Raw genomic sequence first — 18,509 nt, forward strand, 5'->3', positions numbered from 1 at the left:
TCTCCTCATATCTAGATATTTGAGGGAGAGACTGAAATGAGTGAATGGGTCAAATGGCTCCTGATGGGGCTTCTATCGATAGTGTTCGGCATCTTCGTGCTGGGCGCACCAGTCGTGGCATCCGTAGCAGTGACCGTGGTCACCGGCGTCCTTTTGCTGGTAACCGGCGTTCTACAGGTTGTCGGCGGTTTCACCGTCGAAGGAACCGGCAACAAGATCCTTGCCTTCATCATGGGTGCGGTCATGCTGTTCTTGGGTTGGTCGTTTCTGGACCATCCGCTGGCGGGCACTCTGACGCTGGCAACGGTGGTGCTTATCCTGTTCATGGCAGGCGGGATCGCACGGATCATTCTCTCGTTTCAGATGCGAGGCACGTCATTTTTCTGGCCAACCCTGATCTCGGGCATCTTGTCGATCATCCTGGCAAGCATCATCTGGTCTTATGCAAGCTCGGAACCGGCGGTGCTGTTCCAGTTGCTGGGCATCCTGCTGGGCATCGAGATGCTGTTCAACGGGTTCGGGTTGGTCTTCATGGCGTTCTTCGTCAAGAACGCGCCCAAAGACGAAACTACAGAAGCTCAACAAGCTTGAAACGCGGGGCATGGGGCCTGACCTCTCCCGCAGGAGTGTGAACATGGAAAAGTTTGAAAAAGTCCACGGTGTGGCAGCCCCCATGCCCCTGATCAATATCGATACCGATATGATCATTCCCAAGGTGCATCTGAAAACGATCAAACGGTCCGGCCTCGGCGTCGTCCTGTTCGACGAGATGCGCTATCACGATGACGGACGCGAGAACGAAGAATTCGTCCTGAACAGACCCGCTTATCGCAACGCCGAGATTCTGGTGGCCGGCGACAACTTCGGGTGCGGCTCATCTCGGGAACACGCGCCCTGGGCGATCAAGGATTTTGGTATCAAGGTGGTCATCTCGACCAGCTTCGCCGACATCTTCTTCAACAACTGCTTCAAGAACGGCATCCTGCCCATCGTCGTCGAAGAACACCACCACGTCATTCTGATGGAGGATGCCCACAAGGGCGAGAACGCACGTATGACCGTGCATCTGGAAGATCAGCAGATCGTCACCTCTGACGGCGTCGTGATCGAGTTTGATATCGACCCGCACCGCAAGCATTGCCTGTTGAACGGTCTGGACGATATCGGCCTGACGATGGAAAAAGATCACCACATCGACACGTTCGAATCCCATGCCGGACAGGCGCGCCCCTGGGTGTGATTCTGGGGATGAACCTGTGGATACTCAACCTGACGGGGTCGCCAAGGCGGCCCCGTTCGCATTCTTGGGGTTAAAGTCAAAGCAACCACAACATGTAGAGAATCATTTCCATTACACGTCGAATTTGCGACGTGAATGATGCAAAGCCGCACCAGTTTCGCCATCTTTTTGCCCGAAATCACGTGTTTTCTGCACCTCGGCTTGAGCGAAATGCCGCTTATCGCCAATGATGGCGCTAAAGGGGCATCCGCCAAATATCGAGATTGGCGGGCATCAAGTTGGAACCAAGTCGGCGAAGAATCGACTGGTCCGGTTTGGAAAGGGTTCGGATAGTGATTGCTCGCACAACAGGGGCTGCGATACGGGGATTGTTGGTGGCACTTCTGGTGCTGACACCCGCATTGTATCTGCCCGCATCAACGTCCAACGGGACCGAGATCGTTGTCTTTCTGGCAATCCTGGCATTCATTCTGACATTCGCCGAATACAACTCGGCTTTTCCCAGCTTTATCGAATTCCGCGATGCGCCGCCCGTGAACAGGCTGCGCTTTGTCGGCCTGATGTCGATGATCTCGTTCCTGACCCTGATCTGCAAGAACGCCTATGCGCCGACGGAACTGACCAGCACCGTGTATTCGGTCGGCCTGGCGGTCGCGAATGTCGTGGACTTCCCCTATTCACCTGTCCGCCTGGTGGTGTTGATGCTGCCTGCTGACGCGAGCCAACCCCTGGTCGAGTTGGTACGCATAACGGCAAGTGTCGCCTATGTCGCCGCTTTGGTCACGATCGCCAGCTTTGCCTATGCGGTCAAACTGCGTGGATGGCCCACTGGCAATGGGGCATTCAATGTCTGGACCAACCTGCCCCTGTTCGACCCCACCAAGGGTGGAGACGTGGTGACTCGCCTGCAGCGCGACGGTCGGTTGAACATCTCGGTCGGCGTTCTGCTACCGTTCCTGATTCCGGCCCTGATCAAGCTGCTCACGGATTTCATTGATCCGCTGTCGTTGTCCAATCCGCAGACGTTGATCTGGACCATGAGCGCGTGGGCTTTCCTGCCGGCCAGCATGATCATGCGCGGGATGGCAACCCTGCGCATTGCCGGGCTGATCGTGGAAAAACGCCGCGCCTACTCGACCACCGAGACGACCCAAACCGCATGATCCGTATTCTTGTTCTGCTGTTGCTGCCGTTTGTGGCGCAGGCAGAGCCAGTGCGCGTTGCCAGCTTCAATGCTGAGCTAGGCCGGAAAGGTCCGGGCCTGCTGCTGCGGGATATTCGGCGTGATGATCCCCAGGTGCAGGCCGTGATTGACGTTCTGACCGCCACTGCCCCCGATGTTCTGGCCCTGCAAGGCATCGACTGGGACCATGACAACCTGGCCCTGTCCGCTCTGGCTGATCGGTTGCGCGCGGCAGGGCTGGATTACCCGCATCTCTTCGCTGGTCAGCCCAACTCGGGGCTGATGACGTCGCTTGATCTGGACGGGGACGGAGAACGGGGCGGACCCGGGGACGCCCAGGGATGGGGCCGTTTCACCGGGAATGGCGGGCTGGCCGTGCTGTCCCGTTATCCAATCGCAAAGGATGAGGTTCGTGACCTCTCGGCGCTGCTGTGGAAGGACCTGCCCGGCGCGACACTACCCACCCGTGGCGGTTCGCCCTTCCCGTCTGAACAGGCCCACGCTGTTCAGCGCCTGTCGTCGACCGCCCATTGGATCGTTCCGGTGGAGACGCCTCAAGGCCGCCTGAACCTAATGACCTTTCACGCCACCCCTCCTGTCTTTGACGGGCCTGAGGATCGCAACGGATTGCGCAATCGCGATGAGATCCGGCTGTGGTCGGTGTTGCTTGACGGCGGGCTGGGTCCAGCCCCGAAAAGTCGTTTCATCATTGCCGGTGACTCCAATCTTGACCCGAACCTGGGCGAGGGGCGCAATGAAGCCATCCGCGATCTGTTACAGCACCCCAGCCTGCAGGATCCGCGACCCGTGGATGGCGCAGGCTCGGCTGTAACGGTGGTCTGGAAGGCGGTGGGTGAACGGCGTGTTGACTATCTGCTGCCATCGGTCGACTGGGTGGTTGAAAACGCCGGCATCCGCTGGACTGACGCCAAAGGCGCGCCCCTTGCCGCGGCCCGCAAGGCCAGCCGACATCGCCTGATTTGGGTTGACTTGTCACACCCTGACATGCCGCCGGGCCTATGACAGGCCATGAACCCGATCCACGTCTGTGGTTCGCGGGCTATCATGCGACACGGAAAGCACAGCGGTTTTCAATGCCTCGTGCAGCGGCGTGGATGCGAAATCGCTGATCAACGAGTCGAAGAACGAGCCATCCAAGCGGTGAGGCGTGTCCCACAGATAGCGCATCTCAAGCAGATGCGGGGCCAGTTTCCAGAACGGCTGGGCCAGAACAATTGGCCACCAGTTCATCTGCTTCAAGCGTACCGGAGCCCCGGTCACTTCCGACAAGGCCTGTGCCAATTGGCGGCCGGTCAACGTGTATCCGGCAAAAGGAATGTCGCAATAGCGCGGCAAGTCATGCCGCATCTCGGCCAACTGAACCGCAGCGCGGGCCAGATCCGGCAGGTAGGCCCAGGCATGGGCAATGTCAGGGTCACCGGGATAGACGAAACGCCCTTTGGCCAGGGGCTTGATCATGATCTGGTCGAACCAATTGCCGGAGGCTTGCGTGTCAAGGAAATCCCCGGCGCGCAGGATCACGGTGCGCACGCCCGACGACCGATAGGCCTCCTCCATACGGATCCGAATCTGGCCCAGAGGGTTGGTTGCAAGATGCGGCGTATCTGCCGCCCACGGCCCGGGCGTGTCGGCCCCAAAAACATAAACGTTACCGGGCACGATCACGGTCGCCCCGGTTGCCTTCGCCGCACCGATGACCTGAGCGTGCAAATCCGGCACCTGCCGCGCCCACTCGGTGTATGGCGGGTTCCAGCCATTCACGATGACATCCGCACCCCGGGCTGCGGTGGACAGATCATCCCTCGCGCGGTCAAATCCCCGCACCGTCCATCCGGCCGTTTGAAACGCGTCTGCGGCATTGCGGCCAAAACGCCCCGAAGATCCCAGGATCAGCACCTTTCCCGTCATCACAACCTCCTGTCAGCCCTGGCGGTTGAACAAAAGATATCCATTCACTCACCTTTGGGAATTGCCGAAAAACGCAGAGCATGTATTCATCTGCGCATGGATAAAACCTTGGCACTTTCTGATTGGTCTTTGGTGCAGAGCTTTCTGGCAGTTGCGGAAACGGGATCGTTGTCGGCGGCTGCGCGGGAACTGGGGCGCAGTCAGCCGACGCTTGGTCGCCAGGTGCAGGCACTCGAGACGGATTTGGGCGTGTCGCTGTTCGATCGCCATGCGCGAGGCCTCAAGCTCAGCGCAGCCGGCCAGCAATTGCTGCCGATGGCGCAACAGATGCACGCGGCCATGCGTCAGCTGAGCCTGGCCGCCGCCGGGCAGTCGCAACAGCTGGGCGGTACGGTCCGCATCACCGCCTCGGTCTTCGCATCGCACCATATCCTGCCGTCCATTCTGGCGGACATCCGCAGGCAAGAACCTTCAATCCAGCTGGAACTGGTCGCCACCGACACCAGCGAAAACCTGCTGTTCCGCGAAGCTGATATCGCAGTTCGCATGTATCGCCCCGAGCAGGTCGATATCGTGACCCGGCATCTGGGCGACGTACCGTTGTGTTTCTGCGCAGCCCGGTCGTATCTGGACCGCGCCGGTCGGCCAACCACCCCCGAAGAGTTGTTTCAGCATGACCTGGTGGGTTTCGACTCCAACGACTTGATCATCTCGAAAATGCAGGCCAAGGGTTGGCCTGCCAGCAAGGAAGACTTTGCCACCCGTTGCGATCTTCAAAGCGCCTATTGGGAATTGATCCGCGCGGGTTGCGGCATCGGTTTCAGCCAGGTTCAAGTGGCCGAGGCTGATCCTGCGGTCGAAATTCTGCCGTTGGATGTGGACATACCAGTCCTGCCGGTCTGGCTGGCTGCGCCGCAGGCCATGCGGCAGACACCGCGCATTCGCCGGGTCTGGGACCTGCTTGCAGAAGGGCTGAAAGCCAGCTTGTAACCCAAATCGGGTGCCCAGCGCATGTTCAGCGGCGTTTTTCGCGCTGTACGGCCCTGAATCCGCGCATTTTGACCAGAACGCCTCATTGACCAGATGCACCGCAAACGCTAGGCCCGATGCTGAAAAACGCAAGGAGACCGTTCATGTCCAACCCCTCGCTCCTCATCCTGCCCGGAGACGGAATTGGCCCCGAAGTCATGGCCGAAGTGCGCAAGATTATCGGCTGGTTCGGCGCCAAGCGCGGCCTTGAATTCGACGTGAGCGAGGATCTGGTCGGCGGTGCCGCCTATGACGTGCACGGCAAGCCCCTGTCGGACGAGACGATGGCCAAGGCGCAAGAGGTCGACGCGGTTCTGCTGGGCGCCGTGGGCGGCCCGAAATACGACGATCTGGATTTCAGCGTGAAGCCCGAGCGCGGCCTGCTGCGCCTGCGCAAGGAGATGGACCTGTACTCGAACCTGCGCCCGGCCCAGTGCTTTGACGCGCTGGCCGATTTCTCGTCGCTCAAAAAGGACGTGGTTGCCGGTCTCGATATCATGATCGTGCGCGAACTGACCTCGGGCGTCTATTTCGGCGAGCCGCGCGGTATCTTCGAGGAAGGCAACGAGCGCGTGGGCATCAACACCCAGCGCTACACCGAATCTGAGATCGAACGCGCCGCGCGCTCGGCCTTTGAACTGGCGATGCGCCGCAACAAGAAGCTGTGCTCGATGGAAAAGGCCAACGTAATGGAATCGGGCATCCTGTGGCGCGAGGTGGTGACCCGCGTGGGCCAGGACTATCCCGAGGTCGAACTGAGCCACATGTATGCCGACAACGGCGCCATGCAGCTGGTGCGCGCACCCAAGCAGTTCGACGTGATCCTGACCGACAACCTGTTCGGCGATATCCTGTCGGACTGCGCGGCGATGCTGACCGGCTCGCTGGGCATGCTGCCCTCGGCCTCGCTGGGCGCGCCGATGGCCAATGGCCGACCCAAGGCGCTGTATGAACCCGTCCACGGCTCGGCCCCCGACATCGCCGGTCAGGGCAAGGCCAACCCGATCGCCTGTATCCTCAGCTTTGCGATGGCGCTGCGCTACAGCTTTGACCAAGGCGCCGAGGCCGATCGTCTGGAAGCCGCGGTCGAAAAGGTTCTGGCCGATGGTGTCCGCACGGCTGATCTGCTGGCCGAAGAAGGCGTTCAGCCGGTTTCGACCAGCGAAATGGGCGATGCGATCGTCGCCGCGCTGGACGAAAGCCTGTAACGACCGATCCGGGCGGCGCCCAGCGCCGCCCGTCTGATCATCTGCGGTCTAGTTGCCGCCAAAGAGATCCTTCAACAGACTGTCGACGGCCTTGGCAAAGCCACCCTGCTGCCTGCGGCGTGGCTGGGATTGCTGAGTCGTCTGGACCGGAGCGGCCGGAGCCAACATCGGCAGAGGGGTCGGAGTCATGCCTTCGGTGACCCGCACCATGGTTTCCTTCCAAATCTCGGCTGGCAGCCCACCGCCAGTCACGCCCGACAACGGTGTGTTGTCGTCATAACCCATCCAGACACCGGCCACATAATCCGCGGTAAAGCCGATGAACCAAGCATCCCGGGCGGCCTGAGTCGTGCCTGTTTTGCCTGCAACCTGCCATCCCGGCAACTTGGCGCGTTGTCCAGTTCCCTCGGATACCACGCGTTCCATCATCCAGGTCAGTTGCTTGGCAGCTTCGTCTCGGATCACCCGCTCGCCGATCCCGGTCGTCGTTACCATCATCGGGGCATCGTCACCCAGCAGTTTCAACTCGGTCAGGCCGTACGGTTCCACGGACGAGCCACCATTCAGGATACCGGCATAGGCGCCGGTCATTTCGATCAGTGTGCTTTCCGAGGCGCCCAGCGCCAGGGCTGGGCCCGCCGCCAGATCGCTTTCGATGCCAAACCCGCTGGCAACGGTGCGCACATTGTCCAACCCAGCAACCTCGGCCACCTTGACGGCCGGGATGTTCAACGAGTTCTTCAGCGCATCCGCGAGGGTCACGCGACCGTAGAACTTGTTGGTGTAATTCTTTGGGCACCACTGGCCGGACCCCGGGATGTCGATGCAATAGGGCTCGTCCACCACCGTGGCCAGTGGCGAATAGCCCAGTTCCAGCGCGGTGGCATAAACAAAGGGTTTGAACGAGGACCCGGTCTGTCGCAGCGCCTGCGTCGCGCGGTTGAACGCACCCGACACCTTGGTCTTGCGTCCACCCACCATGGCCCGGACCGCACCATCGGCCGACATCACCACGATCGCGGCCTGCGCTTTTGAGCCTTCACTGACCTTTTCGTCGAACACCTGTTTCAGCGCCGCCTCGGCCGCCTGCTGGATCCGCTGGTCCAGCGTGGTCTTGATCACCACGTCCTCGGTGGTGTTGCGGGTAAAGAATTCGGGGCCGCTGGCCATGACCCAGTCGGCAAAATACCCGCCAGCGCGGGCGGCGGCGGCCTCGGACAGCTCGGCCGGGTTGTTGCGCGCCACGGTTGCCTGTGACGTGGTCAGGTAACCCTGATCCTCCATCAGGCTGATGACCACCTTGGCCCGGTCCTGCGAGCGTTGCAGGTCGTTGGTGGGCGCATAACGCGTGGGCGCCACCAGCAGCCCCGCCAGCATCGCCGCCTCGGCCGGGTCCACCTCGGCCGCGGACTTGCCGAAATAGCGCTGGCTGGCCGCCTCGAATCCGCGGGCCCCGGCCCCCAGAAACGCCCGGTTCAGATAGATGGTCAGGATCTCATCCTTGGAGTATTTGACCTCCATCGCCATCGCGTAGATCGCTTCCTTGGCCTTGCGCCACAGCGAGCCCTGACGGCAGTCGGCTTCATACGCCGCTTCCGATTCCCACTCGGTCGGATCGTACGGGACGCCCAGACACAGCAGCTTGGCCGTCTGCTGGGTGATGGTCGAACCGCCATGCCCCGACAGTGGGCCACGTCCCTCGGACAGGTTGATCTTCACCGCACTGGCAATGCCGCGCGGGCTTACGCCGAAGTGACGGTAAAACCGCTTGTCCTCGGTCGCGACAACCGCATTTTTCAGATGCGGCGACACGGTGTCGGTGGTGATAACGCCGCCGAACTGATCCCCGCGCCAGGCAAAGACCTTGCCGTCCCGGTCCAGCAGCGTGACCGACCCGCGTGCGCGCCCGTCCAGCAGGGCATCGACCTCGGGAAGGGTTGAGTACACAACCCCAACGGCAAGCGCCAGCAGCAGCGCGGCTATCGTACCCACTCGCCAGGTCAGCCCCCAGATCAGGCGCCCTATCCAGCGGAACAGCCGGCGAAAGAAGCCGCCCTGCCCGCCTCCCGAACGTTTGCGCCGGGGCTTGCGGCTGGTCTTTCGGGTCGTAGTCTTGCGCGCCGTCGCCTTCTTGCCCGCCGGTTTCGCCGTCCGCTTGGCAGACGAGGTCTTGCGGCCTCCGGACGGATACCGTTTGTCCGCCACCAGCGGTTTTCGACGCTTGGACTCAGTCATGCTCAAACTCTGCCCGTTTTTGCTTTTGTGGCACCATACCGCGCTGTTGCGCCCATGTAGAGGTGTGAAATAGCGCGAATTCCCCTCTCACACTTGCGTATTTTTTAATCACTTTGCCGTTTTTGTGCAAAAAATGTGCAACTTTGCCTCTCTTCCCCAGCGTCTTTTTGCCGAAATCGTTCCTTGCGCGGCCATGTCGGGCTCTTTTTCTGCAGGTGCAAAGCCGGACCCACCGGAACAGAAGAGGGGAAAGACGTGAAACTGATCATTGCGACAATCAAGCCGTTCAAGCTCGAGGAGGTGCGCGAGGCACTGACCGAGGCGGGCGTGCGCGGCATGATGGTGACCGAGATCAAGGGCTTCGGCTCGCAATCCGGTCACACCGAAATCTATCGGGGCGCCGAATACGCGGTGAACTTCGTGCCCAAGATCAAGCTGGAAATCGTGGTGCCCGCCGCGATGACCGACCAGATCGTCGAGACCATCACCAAAACCGCCAAGACCGGCAAGATCGGCGACGGCAAGATTTTCGTCCTCGATGTCGAGCAGGCCCTGCGCGTGCGGACCGGGGAACTCAACGAGGAGGCGCTGTAAGGCGCCGCGACCGACAATCATTCGAGGACTGAACATGAACCTGATGAAATCACTCATCCCTGCCGCCGCGATCGTCGCGCTGCCGCAGATGGGCCTGGCGCAGGAGGCCGCCGCAACCGGCGAAACCGCGCAGCATACGCAATATATCCTGACCTCGCTGCTGTTCCTGATGGGCGGCTTCCTGGTGTTCTGGATGGCCGCGGGCTTTGCCATGCTCGAGGCCGGTCTGGTGCGCTCCAAGAACGTGGCCATGCAGCTGGTCAAGAACATCGGCCTGTTTTCCTTTGCCGCCATCATGTACTGGCTGGTTGGCTTCAACCTGATGTATCCGGGCGACGGCTGGACCATCACCGGCATTCTGGGCGCCTTCTCGCCCACCTCGCTGGAACCGGTCGGCCTTGATGGCGTCGAAACCGATCTGTCCTATGCGTCGGTCGGTTCGGACTTCTTCTTCCAGCTGATGTTCTGCGCCACCACTGCCTCGATCGTGTCGGGCACCATGGCCGAGCGGGTCAAGCTGTGGCCCTTCTTCATCTTCGTGATCGTCCTGACCGGTGTCATCTACCCGATCGAAGCATCGTGGCAGTGGGGCGGCGGCTGGCTGTCCGAAATGGGCTTCAGCGATTTCGCAGGCTCGACCCTGGTGCACGCCGCAGGTGGCTTTGCCGCGCTGGCCGGTGCCATCGTGCTGGGCCCCAGGATCGGCAAGTACAGCAAGGACGGCAAGGTCGTTCCGATCCCCGGCTCGAACCTGGCGCTTGCCACCCTGGGTACGTTCATCCTGTGGCTGGGCTGGTTCGGCTTCAATGGCGGCTCGCAGCTGGCCATGGGCACGATCGGCGACATGGCTGACATCAGCCGCATCTTCGCCAACACCAACATGGCCGCAGCCTCCGGCGCCGTCGCTGCCCTGATCCTGACCCAGGTGATGTATGGCAAGGTCGACCTGACCATGGTGCTGAACGGTGCGCTGGCCGGGCTGGTCTCGATCACCGCCGAACCGCTGGCACCGTCGCTGTTCCAGGCACTGATCATCGGCGGCATCGGCGGCGTGATCGTGGTCTACACCGTGCCGCTGCTGGACAAGATGAAGATCGACGACGTGGTCGGCGCCATCCCGGTTCACCTGATCGCGGGCTTCTGGGGCACCTTCATCGTGGCCTGGACCAACGGCGACGCGTCCTTCGTGACCCAGATCATCGGCTTTGCGGCCATCGGGATCTTCGTCTTCGTGGTCAGCTACATCCTGTTCTCGATCCTCAAGGCCACCGTCGGCCTGCGGGTTGGCGAGGAAGAAGAGATCAATGGCCTCGACATGGGCGAGCTGGGCATGGAAGCCTATCCCGAGTTCTCGAAGGGCTGAGCCCTTTTCAAACCAAACAAAAAACCCGGGCATTTGTGCCCGGGTTTCTTTTTTTGAAATGCCTGACCTCAGACGCCGACGTCGATGATGGCCTTGGCCAGGATCGGCACGGTGGCCTCGTTCAACCCGGCAATGTTCATGCGGCTGTCGCCGACCATGTAGATGCCGTGCTCAACCCGCAGTTTCTCGACCAGTTCGGGCGCGGCGCCCAGGCGCGAGAACATGCCGCGATGCTGGGCAAGGAAGCCGAACCGGTCCGATCCGCTCAGCCGCTGCAGCTCGTCCGCCAGTTGGCGGCGCAGGCCCAGCATCGACAGGCGCACCTCCTCAAGTTCGGCCATCCAATCGGCGCGCAGGCCCTCATCCATCAGGATCGTGGTCACCACGCGCGCGCCGTGATCCGGCGGGAACGAGTAGTTCTGGCGGTTCAGAAACGCCAGCGTGCCCTGGTTCAGCGCAGTCTGGCCCGCATCGGCGCTGACGGCCATCAGCAGGCCGGTCCGCTCGCGGTAGACACCAAAATTCTTCGAACAGGACGCCGCGATCAAGCATTCCTTGACCGACGCAGCGACAAGCCGGGTCGCCTGCGCATCCTCGTTCAGACCGTCGCCGAAGCCCTGATAGGCGATGTCAATCATCGCCACTAGACCACGGTCGTTGATCAGGTTCACCACCTCTTGCCACTGGACCATGTTCAGGTTGGCGCCGGTCGGGTTGTGGCAGCAGCCGTGCAGCAACACGACGTCGCCCGCCTTGGCAGTCTTGAGGTCCTCGATCATGCCGTCGAAATCGACGCCACGGGTTTCCTCGTCGAAATAGCGGTAGGCGACGGTTTCGATGCCCAGGTAGTTCAGGATCGAGATGTGGTTCGGCCAGGTCGGGTTCGACACGAACACCCGGGCCGAGGGGTTGGCCATGCGGATCAGCTCGAACGCTTGCCGGCAGGCACCGGTGCCGCCCGGGGTGGCCACGGCGGCGATGTTGGCGCGCGGCACGCTGGTGCCGAGGATCAGGCTGATCATCGCATCGGCATAGACCGGATCACCGGCCAGCCCGGTATAGGCCTTTGAGTCCTGCTCTTCCCAGATCCGCTGCTCGGCGGCCTTGACCGCCCGCATCACTGGGGTCACCCCATTGGCGTCTTTGTAGACGCCGACACCCAGATCAATCTTCTGCTCGCGCGGGTCCTCGCGATACATCTGCATCAGGGCCAGGATCTTGTCGGCTGGCTGCAGCTTGAGGTTTTCAAACATCAGGAGTCTCCGGTTGCGACGGGCAGGGTCGGGAAGGCGCCCCATTCGGCCCAGCTGCCGTCATAAAGCGAATGGTCTTTCTTGCCCATGCGCTCGAGCGCAAGGCTGAGGATCGCGGCGGTCACGCCTGACCCGCAGGTGGTGATGGCGGGTTTCGACAGATCGACGCCTGCGGCTTCGAACACCGCGCGGCAGTCCTCGGGCGATTTCATGGTGCCATCGGCATTCAGCAATTGTCCGAAGGGCACGTTGCGCGAACCGGGGATGTGCCCCGCCCGCAAACCCTCGCGCGGTTCGGGCTGGGATCCGGCAAAACGGTCGGCGGCGCGGGCATCGATGATTTCGTGATCGGCCAGCTTGGCGGCGGCTGAGACCTGGGTCACGTCGCGGACCAGGTGGTTCTGCACGCGCACGGTCATGTGGCGGTCGCGGATGACAGGGGGCAGATCCTCGATTTCGCGCCCTTCGGCGACCCATTTGGGAAGGCCGCCGTCCAGAACGGCGATGTTCTCCTGCCCCATCAGGCGGAACAGCCACCAGACCCGTGCGGCCGAAAACAGGCCCGCGCCGTCATAGACAACGACCTGATGGCCGTCGCCCACGCCCATGGCCCGCAGGCGCGACATGAATTTCTCGACCGGAGGCGCCATGTGCGGCAGGTCCGAGCGGTGGTCCGATATCTCGTCGATGTCGAAGAACCTTGCGCCGGGAATATGTCCTGCCTCGTATTCGGCGCGGGCGTCGCGCCCCTGCTGGGGCAGGTACCACGAGGCGTCGAGGATCCGCAGATCCGGGTCCTTGAGGTGGGCGGCAAGCCACTCGGTGGAAACCAGGGTTTTTGGATCGTCCAGCATCAAAGCCTCCCCTTTACGCGCAGGGATTTCCCTATACGCGCAAGGGTGCGGGTTCAAGGCTGGATCGGGTCCCTGCGGCCCTATCGCGCCCGTCGCAGGCGGAAATGCTGGATGATGCCGATTACGCTGATCGCGATCCAGAAACTTTCGATCAGCATCGAGGCCAGGTTGAAGTTCTGCAGCAGCGAATAGGCGATCAGCACCGAGCCGACGAGGTTGACCACCGGAAAGGCCAGATCGTCGGAATTCATCATCCGCATCTGTGTTGCGAAATAGGCCGCAACCACGATCAGCGCCCCGAAGGACCCGATGCCATCGGCCAGCGTCAGGCCGTTCAGGAATTCCGCCATCAGGTTGTCCCTTTCCGCCGTATCACCCGACCGCGGCGGTCGCAGGCCGGTGTCCGTAGTGATGCATGTTCAAGAAGGCCGCGCCCTCGGGACCGGCGCGATAGCCATGCGGCAAGTCGGCCGGAAAGCGCAACCCCTGGCCCGCGCTCAGCGGCACCCATTCGCCGTTCCGCAGCACCTCGAGCGCGCCGCTCAGGACGAAGACTTCCTCGGTCACGCCGGCGGCATGGGCGGGGGATTCGTGGCACTGGTTGGGGTCCAGTTCGACGTGAAAGGTCTCGGCCCCCAGAACCGGGTCGAAGGGAAAGACGATCTTGACCTTCAGACTGCCGGGAAAGGTCACGGTGCGGAACCGGGCCGCATCTGCGGGATCACGCAGGGCGCCGGTTCCGATCAGTGCGCTCAGCGGCATCTGGAACCCCTTGGCGATCTTCCACAGCGTCGCGATGGTGGGGCTTGATTCGCCGCGTTCGATCTGGCCCAACATGGCTTTGCTGACACCGGTCAACTCGGCCGCTTTGGCCAGGCTCAGCCCCGATGCCGCCCGGACGTCTCTGAGTTTCAGGGTGATGTCGTCCGATTCCATGGCCACGTCCCGCGATTTACCTTGTGCGTTATAACGCACATGTGTTACGTGCGCTATAACGCACGCAACACTGGTTTTGCAACCGGGCAAAAGGGAAACAGCATCATGCCAATGTACCGATCCAGAACTTCGACCCATGGCCGCAACATGGCCGGTGCCCGCGGCCTGTGGCGCGCCACCGGGATGGGCGACGACGATTTCGGCAAGCCGATCATCGCCATCGTCAACTCGTTCACGCAATTCGTGCCAGGGCACGTCCACCTCAAGGATCTGGGTCAGATGGTCGCCCGCGAGGTCGAGGCCGCCGGCGGCGTGGCCAAAGAGTTCAACACCATCGCCGTCGATGACGGGATCGCCATGGGCCATGACGGGATGCTGTATTCGCTGCCCTCGCGCGAGATCATCGCCGACAGCGTCGAATACATGGTCAACGCACACTGCGCCGATGCGATGGTCTGCATCTCGAACTGCGACAAGATCACCCCGGGCATGCTGATGGCGGCAATGCGGCTGAACATCCCGGCCATCTTCGTCTCGGGCGGCCCGATGGAGGCCGGCAAGATCGACATCGCCGATCTGGATGTGAAGAAGATCGACCTGGTCGATGCCATGGTCGCCGCCGCCGATGACAAGTACACCGACGAGCAGGTCAAGCATATCGAAGAAAACGCCTGCCCCACCTGCGGATCGTGCTCGGGCATGTTCACTGCGAACTCGATGAACTGCCTGGCCGAGGCGCTGGGTCTGGCGCTGCCGGGCAATGGCTCGACGCTAGCCACCCATGCCGACCGCAAGGAGCTGTTCCTGGAGGCCGGCCGCCGCATCGTCGAAATCACCAAGCGCCACTATGAGCTGAACGAAAAAGGCTTCCTCCCGCGCGAGATCGCGACCTTCGAGGCCTTCGAGAACGCCATGAGCCTGGACATCGCCATGGGCGGCTCGACCAACACGGTGCTGCACCTGCTGGCCATCGCGCATGAGGGCGGGGTGGATTTCACCATGTCCGACATGGATCGGCTGAGCCGCAAGGTGCCCTGCCTGTGCAAGGTCGCGCCCAACACCGAAAACGTCCACATGGAGGATGTGCATCGCGCGGGTGGCATCTTCTCGATCCTGGGCGAGCTGAGCCGCGCCGGTCTGCTGCATGACGACTGCTGCACGGTGCATTCGGCCAGCATGGCCGAGGCCATCGCCAACTGGGACATCACGGTGACCAACAACCCCAAAGCGCAAGATCTGTTCAAGGCCGCCCCCGGTGGCGTGCGCACGACCCAGGCGTTCAGCCAGTCGAACCGCTACAAGGAACTGGACACCGACCGGGCAAACGGCGTGATCCGATCCAAGGACCATGCGTTCAGTCAGGATGGCGGTCTGGCCGTTCTGTTCGGCAACATCGCGCGCGACGGCTGCATCGTGAAGACCGCAGGTGTGGATGAGAACATCCTGAAATTCACCGGCACCGCCTATGTCTGCGAAAGTCAGGACCAGGCGGTGAACGACATCCTGACTGGCAAGGTCAAGGAAGGCGACGTGGTCGTGATCCGGTATGAAGGCCCACGCGGCGGGCCTGGTATGCAAGAGATGCTGTACCCGACCTCGTACCTGAAATCCAAAGGTCTGGGCAAAGCCTGCGCGCTGCTGACCGACGGTCGCTTCTCGGGCGGCACTTCGGGTCTGTCGATCGGGCACGTCTCGCCCGAGGCGGCCGAAGGCGGTGAGATCGGTCTGGTGCAGAACGGGGACACGATCGAAATCGACATCCCAAACCGCTCGATCCACCTGGCCGTGTCCGACGAAGAGCTGGCAGCCCGCCGGGAAGTCCAGGACGAAAAAGGCTGGGTTCCCGCTGCACCGCGCAAGCGCAAGGTGTCCACAGCACTGAAGGCCTATGCCAAGCTGGCCACCAGCGCTGCAAAAGGCGCGGTGCGTCAGGTCTGAACGCTGACGGCCCGCGTCATGCGGGCCGTTCCGTTGCCTGAAACCGAAGTGCTCCCGCGCCTGACAGGACCCATCGGCTGCGCCGCTGCCTCCTTCAGTCTTGGGCCGGGCGCCGCGCTGTGCGCGGCGCCCGGCCCAACCAGAGGAGATTTCTCGCCAGAGACCTCGACGATGGGCGGGAGCGCCCCTGCCTGTGGGATCAATCACCCAGCTTGGCGTGAATCTCATCCAGGTCGATTTCACCTGTCGGCATCTTGTTGGCCGGGTTCTCGAAATCGTATTTGAACAGTTCGAAATCCTGTTTGTAGATCTCATAGACCAGGTGCATCGACAGGTCGTCGAAATAGTCCTCGACCGGGTGCGCACGTTTGGGGCCGTGGCCCTCGGATTCGTTGAAGCGCGGAATTTCGGACAGGGTCACGGGATGCGGGGTTTCCAGCGCGTCCAGCACGCCTTGCATCCCGTCGTTAAATTTCTCGGTCCAGAAAATCCGGTCATAGCGTCCGCCATTCACGATGAAGGTCGACACATGCCCCGACATGGCCGACCAGTGAATGTCCGGGTCCATTGGCCGCCGCCAACGGATCGTGTCGCGGGCAAACAGAAGAAACCGGCGGAAACTGGCGATCTGGTCGAATTCGCCCTTGCCGTCCTCGCCCCCGACCTCGATCCCGTAATTGTAGATCAGCGTCGGCACCAGATTGCCCCGGTACCGTTTCCCGTTGCGCTGAATGCCGCAGATCTTGTCGAAGAACGAACTGAGGATCCGCGTGTAGGGGTTGCGCACGCAGGTGAAGGCGAACGATTTGTGCCCGCGCACATTGGCCGAGATCACATCCTGGCTGTGGTCAAACGCCCATTTGTGCATCCCGTCATTGGCGTCGTGGATATCGCCGTCAAAGAACCGACCATGATCCGAGTAATACATGATCTGCCCGATGGTCGAGCAGGCGCATTTGGGCACGACGCGATAGACCATGCTTTCGCTTTCGGTCATCCATGTACCGGGAAATCCCATCTGCCATGCCTCCTTAGCCGACCGAGTCTCAAGGTGATGCGCCAGCTTTTGACGCCAGAGAAGCAAAAATATTCTGTTTATTCAATCGCTCATCCTCAGTATCACGGTTGGAACCGGGCAGTAACGGACTTCATGCAACGCCAATGGCCAAGATCGCCTACATTCTGCTGTGTCACAAAGACCCTGACGCGATTATCGCACAGGCCAAACGGCTGACGGCCGCAGGGGACTGCATGGCCATCCATTTCGATGCCAGCGCATCCGCACGGGACTTTGACCGGATCCAGACGGCCCTGAAAAGCAATCCCAATGTGACCTTCGCGGCCAGGCGGATCAAATGTGGCTGGGGGGAATGGTCTCTGGTGCAGGCAACACTGAACGCGGTGCAAGCCGCGGTCGAGGCCTTCCCGCGAGCCACCCATTTCTACATGCTGTCGGGCGACTGCATGGCGATAAAGACCGCGGAATATGCGCATCGGTTTCTGGATGAAACCGACAAGGATTTCATCGAAAGCCACGACTTTTTTGAAAGCGACTGGATCAAGACCGGCATGAAGGAAGACCGGCTGATCTACCGTCACTATTTCAACGAACGCACGCAGAGCAAATTGTTCTATGCCGCCTACGAGGCCCAGAAACGTCTCGGCCTGACCCGCGAGATCCCGGAGGATCTCCAGATCATGATCGGCAGCCAGTGGTGGTGCCTGCGCCGCCGGACAATCGAGATGATCCTGGATTTCCTGCGCCAGCGTCGGGACGTGGTCCGTTTTTTCTCGACCACCTGGATTCCGGACGAGACGTTCTTTCAGACCCTCGTGCGCCACCTGATCCCCAAAACCGATATCGAAAACCGCACGCTGACTTTCCTGATGTTCTCGGACTACGGGATGCCGGTGACGTTTTACAACGATCACTACGACCTGCTGCTGACGCAAGATTATTTATTCGCCCGCAAGATCAGCCCCGAGGCGCAGTTGCTGAAGCAGAAATTGGGTGCGCTCTATGCCAGCGAAGGGGTCGAATTCCAGATATCGAACGAGGGTCGGAATCTGCACGGATTTCTGACCGGCCGTGGCCGCGTGGGACGCCGGTATGCGCCCCGCTTCTGGGAAACGGCCAACACGCTGGGCGCCGATCGCGATCTGTACATCGTCGTCTGCAAGAAGTGGCATGTGGCCAAGCGGCTGATCGACCAGATCGCCTCTGAGACCAACCTGCCCTGCATCGAATACCTGTTCAACGAAGAAGCCGCCCCCCTGCCCGATCTGGGGGGCTTGGAGGCCACGCTGGTCAAACGATCCCGGCATCGCAGGGCGGTCACCCGGATGCTGTACGATCACTTCGGCGCCAACCGGCTGCTGATCTGCCTGGATCCGGCCAGTCTGGATATCGTACAGGATTTCTGCTCGGACAAGGCGCGCACCCATGTGCTTGAAATCGAGTGCACTTATTCAGACGCGTATCTTGTCGGCCACGCCCACAGGGTCGGGTTGGCCGGAGAAAACAGCCCAGCCGCAACCGTCGAACGCCTGTTACCGACGATACGCAGCGATCTGGCCTATGAATCCGAACAGCTGCGCGGTGCGGGGATCGAGAGGTTCTTCCGATTGCGCGAAACCGCTGACCCGGCCGAGAACGTGGCCGCGATCGCAGAATTCCTTGGGGTTTCGGAGGAAACCGCCCAGTCGATCATGCGGCTTGACTACCTGTTCACGGACTGAACGCATGT

Annotated in this window: 17 protein-coding genes; 10 read left to right on the forward strand and 7 right to left on the reverse strand. The window is 61.5% G+C overall.

Features of this window, described 5'->3' with window-relative positions:
• The first annotated feature begins 36 nt into the window (after positions 1 to 36).
• From ACR0NB_RS15420 to ACR0NB_RS15435, 4 genes are all read left to right on the forward strand, one after another.
• Complete coding sequence (locus ACR0NB_RS15420) at positions 37 to 591, forward strand: HdeD family acid-resistance protein (RefSeq protein ID WP_480776139.1); 555 nt, start codon at positions 37 to 39, stop codon at positions 589 to 591.
• Between the two features lie 43 nt (positions 592 to 634).
• Entirely contained in the window at positions 635 to 1,240 is a 606-nt protein-coding gene (leuD, locus tag ACR0NB_RS15425) for a 3-isopropylmalate dehydratase small subunit (RefSeq protein ID WP_480728578.1), read from the forward strand.
• Positions 1,241 to 1,572: 332 nt separating this feature from the next.
• Complete coding sequence (locus tag ACR0NB_RS15430; protein WP_170359843.1) at positions 1,573 to 2,403, forward strand: hypothetical protein; 831 nt, start codon at positions 1,573 to 1,575, stop codon at positions 2,401 to 2,403.
• On the forward strand, positions 2,400 to 3,446 hold the full coding sequence (locus tag ACR0NB_RS15435; protein WP_480776140.1) for an endonuclease/exonuclease/phosphatase family protein: 1,047 nt from the start codon (positions 2,400 to 2,402) through the stop codon (positions 3,444 to 3,446). The genes ACR0NB_RS15430 and ACR0NB_RS15435 overlap by 4 nt, the downstream gene beginning before the upstream one ends.
• Here ACR0NB_RS15435 and ACR0NB_RS15440 read toward each other — a convergent pair.
• Positions 3,441 to 4,352: a Rossmann-fold NAD(P)-binding domain-containing protein gene (locus tag ACR0NB_RS15440; protein ID WP_170440163.1), complete on the reverse strand. Its 912-nt coding sequence runs from the start codon at positions 4,350 to 4,352 to the stop codon at positions 3,441 to 3,443. The two genes, ACR0NB_RS15435 and ACR0NB_RS15440, sit on opposite strands and share 6 nt — an antisense overlap.
• A 96-nt stretch (positions 4,353 to 4,448) precedes the next feature.
• Here ACR0NB_RS15440 and ACR0NB_RS15445 point away from each other — a divergent pair, with 96 nt between their 5' ends.
• Positions 4,449 to 5,342: a LysR family transcriptional regulator gene (locus ACR0NB_RS15445; RefSeq protein ID WP_170359837.1), complete on the forward strand. Its 894-nt coding sequence runs from the start codon at positions 4,449 to 4,451 to the stop codon at positions 5,340 to 5,342.
• Positions 5,343 to 5,485: 143 nt separating this feature from the next.
• Positions 5,486 to 6,589, forward strand: a complete 1,104-nt coding sequence (gene leuB / locus ACR0NB_RS15450) for a 3-isopropylmalate dehydrogenase (protein WP_093963789.1) — start codon at positions 5,486 to 5,488, stop codon at positions 6,587 to 6,589.
• A gap of 48 nt (positions 6,590 to 6,637) precedes the next feature.
• On the opposite strand, the gene ACR0NB_RS15455 is transcribed toward leuB, so the two are convergent.
• Entirely contained in the window at positions 6,638 to 8,824 is a 2,187-nt protein-coding gene (locus ACR0NB_RS15455) for a transglycosylase domain-containing protein (RefSeq protein WP_480776141.1), read from the reverse strand.
• A gap of 255 nt (positions 8,825 to 9,079) precedes the next feature.
• Between ACR0NB_RS15455 and ACR0NB_RS15460 the strand changes: the two genes are divergently transcribed.
• Both ACR0NB_RS15460 and ACR0NB_RS15465 read left to right on the forward strand, forming a co-directional pair.
• Complete coding sequence (locus ACR0NB_RS15460) at positions 9,080 to 9,418, forward strand: P-II family nitrogen regulator (protein ID WP_093963790.1); 339 nt, start codon at positions 9,080 to 9,082, stop codon at positions 9,416 to 9,418.
• Positions 9,419 to 9,452: 34 nt separating this feature from the next.
• Positions 9,453 to 10,781, forward strand: coding sequence for an ammonium transporter (locus ACR0NB_RS15465; RefSeq protein ID WP_170589234.1), 1,329 nt, complete (start codon positions 9,453 to 9,455; stop codon positions 10,779 to 10,781).
• A gap of 68 nt (positions 10,782 to 10,849) precedes the next feature.
• Here ACR0NB_RS15465 and ACR0NB_RS15470 read toward each other — a convergent pair whose 3' ends face one another.
• The 4 genes from ACR0NB_RS15470 to ACR0NB_RS15485 all read right to left on the reverse strand — a co-directional run bounded on the left by ACR0NB_RS15470 (position 10,850) and on the right by ACR0NB_RS15485 (position 13,824).
• Positions 10,850 to 12,034, reverse strand: coding sequence for an amino acid aminotransferase (locus tag ACR0NB_RS15470; protein ID WP_480776142.1), 1,185 nt, complete (start codon positions 12,032 to 12,034; stop codon positions 10,850 to 10,852).
• Complete coding sequence (sseA, locus tag ACR0NB_RS15475; RefSeq protein WP_170365657.1) at positions 12,034 to 12,888, reverse strand: 3-mercaptopyruvate sulfurtransferase; 855 nt, start codon at positions 12,886 to 12,888, stop codon at positions 12,034 to 12,036. Before sseA ends, ACR0NB_RS15470 begins: the two co-directional genes overlap by 1 nt.
• An 80-nt stretch (positions 12,889 to 12,968) precedes the next feature.
• Positions 12,969 to 13,238 carry a CBU_0592 family membrane protein gene (locus ACR0NB_RS15480; protein WP_170343184.1) on the reverse strand — a complete coding sequence of 90 codons (270 nt, stop codon included), beginning with the start codon at positions 13,236 to 13,238 and terminating at the stop codon, positions 12,969 to 12,971.
• Positions 13,239 to 13,260: 22 nt separating this feature from the next.
• Positions 13,261 to 13,824, reverse strand: a complete 564-nt coding sequence (locus tag ACR0NB_RS15485; protein WP_480776143.1) for a helix-turn-helix domain-containing protein — start codon at positions 13,822 to 13,824, stop codon at positions 13,261 to 13,263.
• Positions 13,825 to 13,929: 105 nt separating this feature from the next.
• Between ACR0NB_RS15485 and ilvD the strand changes: the two genes are divergently transcribed.
• Entirely contained in the window at positions 13,930 to 15,762 is a 1,833-nt protein-coding gene (gene ilvD / locus ACR0NB_RS15490) for a dihydroxy-acid dehydratase (RefSeq protein WP_170342535.1), read from the forward strand.
• A gap of 199 nt (positions 15,763 to 15,961) precedes the next feature.
• On the opposite strand, the gene ACR0NB_RS15495 is transcribed toward ilvD, so the two are convergent.
• Positions 15,962 to 16,780, reverse strand: coding sequence for a sulfotransferase family protein (locus ACR0NB_RS15495; protein ID WP_170583045.1), 819 nt, complete (start codon positions 16,778 to 16,780; stop codon positions 15,962 to 15,964).
• A gap of 143 nt (positions 16,781 to 16,923) precedes the next feature.
• Here ACR0NB_RS15495 and ACR0NB_RS15500 point away from each other — a divergent pair, with 143 nt between their 5' ends.
• Positions 16,924 to 18,501, forward strand: coding sequence for a DUF5928 domain-containing protein (locus ACR0NB_RS15500; protein ID WP_480776144.1), 1,578 nt, complete (start codon positions 16,924 to 16,926; stop codon positions 18,499 to 18,501).
• Positions 18,502 to 18,509 lie beyond the last annotated feature (8 nt).

Source organism: Ruegeria sp. CG3, from assembly GCF_056537205.1.

Excerpts from the sequence above, each read along its gene's own strand:
- ACR0NB_RS15420 (WP_480776139.1), top strand. The coding sequence starts at position 37 with ATGAGTGAATGGGTCAAATGGCTCCTGATGGGGCTTCTATCGATAGTG.
- ACR0NB_RS15445 (WP_170359837.1), top strand. The coding sequence starts at position 4,449 with ATGGATAAAACCTTGGCACTTTCTGATTGGTCTTTGGTGCAGAGCTTT.
- ilvD (WP_170342535.1), top strand. The coding sequence starts at position 13,930 with ATGCCAATGTACCGATCCAGAACTTCGACCCATGGCCGCAACATGGCC.
- ACR0NB_RS15435 (WP_480776140.1), top strand. The coding sequence starts at position 2,400 with ATGATCCGTATTCTTGTTCTGCTGTTGCTGCCGTTTGTGGCGCAGGCA.
- ACR0NB_RS15495 (WP_170583045.1), bottom strand. The coding sequence starts at position 16,780 with ATGGGATTTCCCGGTACATGGATGACCGAAAGCGAAAGCATGGTCTAT.
- ACR0NB_RS15485 (WP_480776143.1), bottom strand. The coding sequence starts at position 13,824 with ATGGAATCGGACGACATCACCCTGAAACTCAGAGACGTCCGGGCGGCA.
- leuB (WP_093963789.1), top strand. The coding sequence starts at position 5,486 with ATGTCCAACCCCTCGCTCCTCATCCTGCCCGGAGACGGAATTGGCCCC.
- ACR0NB_RS15470 (WP_480776142.1), bottom strand. The coding sequence starts at position 12,034 with ATGTTTGAAAACCTCAAGCTGCAGCCAGCCGACAAGATCCTGGCCCTG.
- leuD (WP_480728578.1), top strand. The coding sequence starts at position 635 with ATGGAAAAGTTTGAAAAAGTCCACGGTGTGGCAGCCCCCATGCCCCTG.
- ACR0NB_RS15500 (WP_480776144.1), top strand. The coding sequence starts at position 16,924 with ATGGCCAAGATCGCCTACATTCTGCTGTGTCACAAAGACCCTGACGCG.
- ACR0NB_RS15480 (WP_170343184.1), bottom strand. The coding sequence starts at position 13,238 with ATGGCGGAATTCCTGAACGGCCTGACGCTGGCCGATGGCATCGGGTCC.
- sseA (WP_170365657.1), bottom strand. The coding sequence starts at position 12,888 with ATGCTGGACGATCCAAAAACCCTGGTTTCCACCGAGTGGCTTGCCGCC.
- ACR0NB_RS15440 (WP_170440163.1), bottom strand. The coding sequence starts at position 4,352 with ATGACGGGAAAGGTGCTGATCCTGGGATCTTCGGGGCGTTTTGGCCGC.
- ACR0NB_RS15455 (WP_480776141.1), bottom strand. The coding sequence starts at position 8,824 with ATGACTGAGTCCAAGCGTCGAAAACCGCTGGTGGCGGACAAACGGTAT.
- ACR0NB_RS15465 (WP_170589234.1), top strand. The coding sequence starts at position 9,453 with ATGAACCTGATGAAATCACTCATCCCTGCCGCCGCGATCGTCGCGCTG.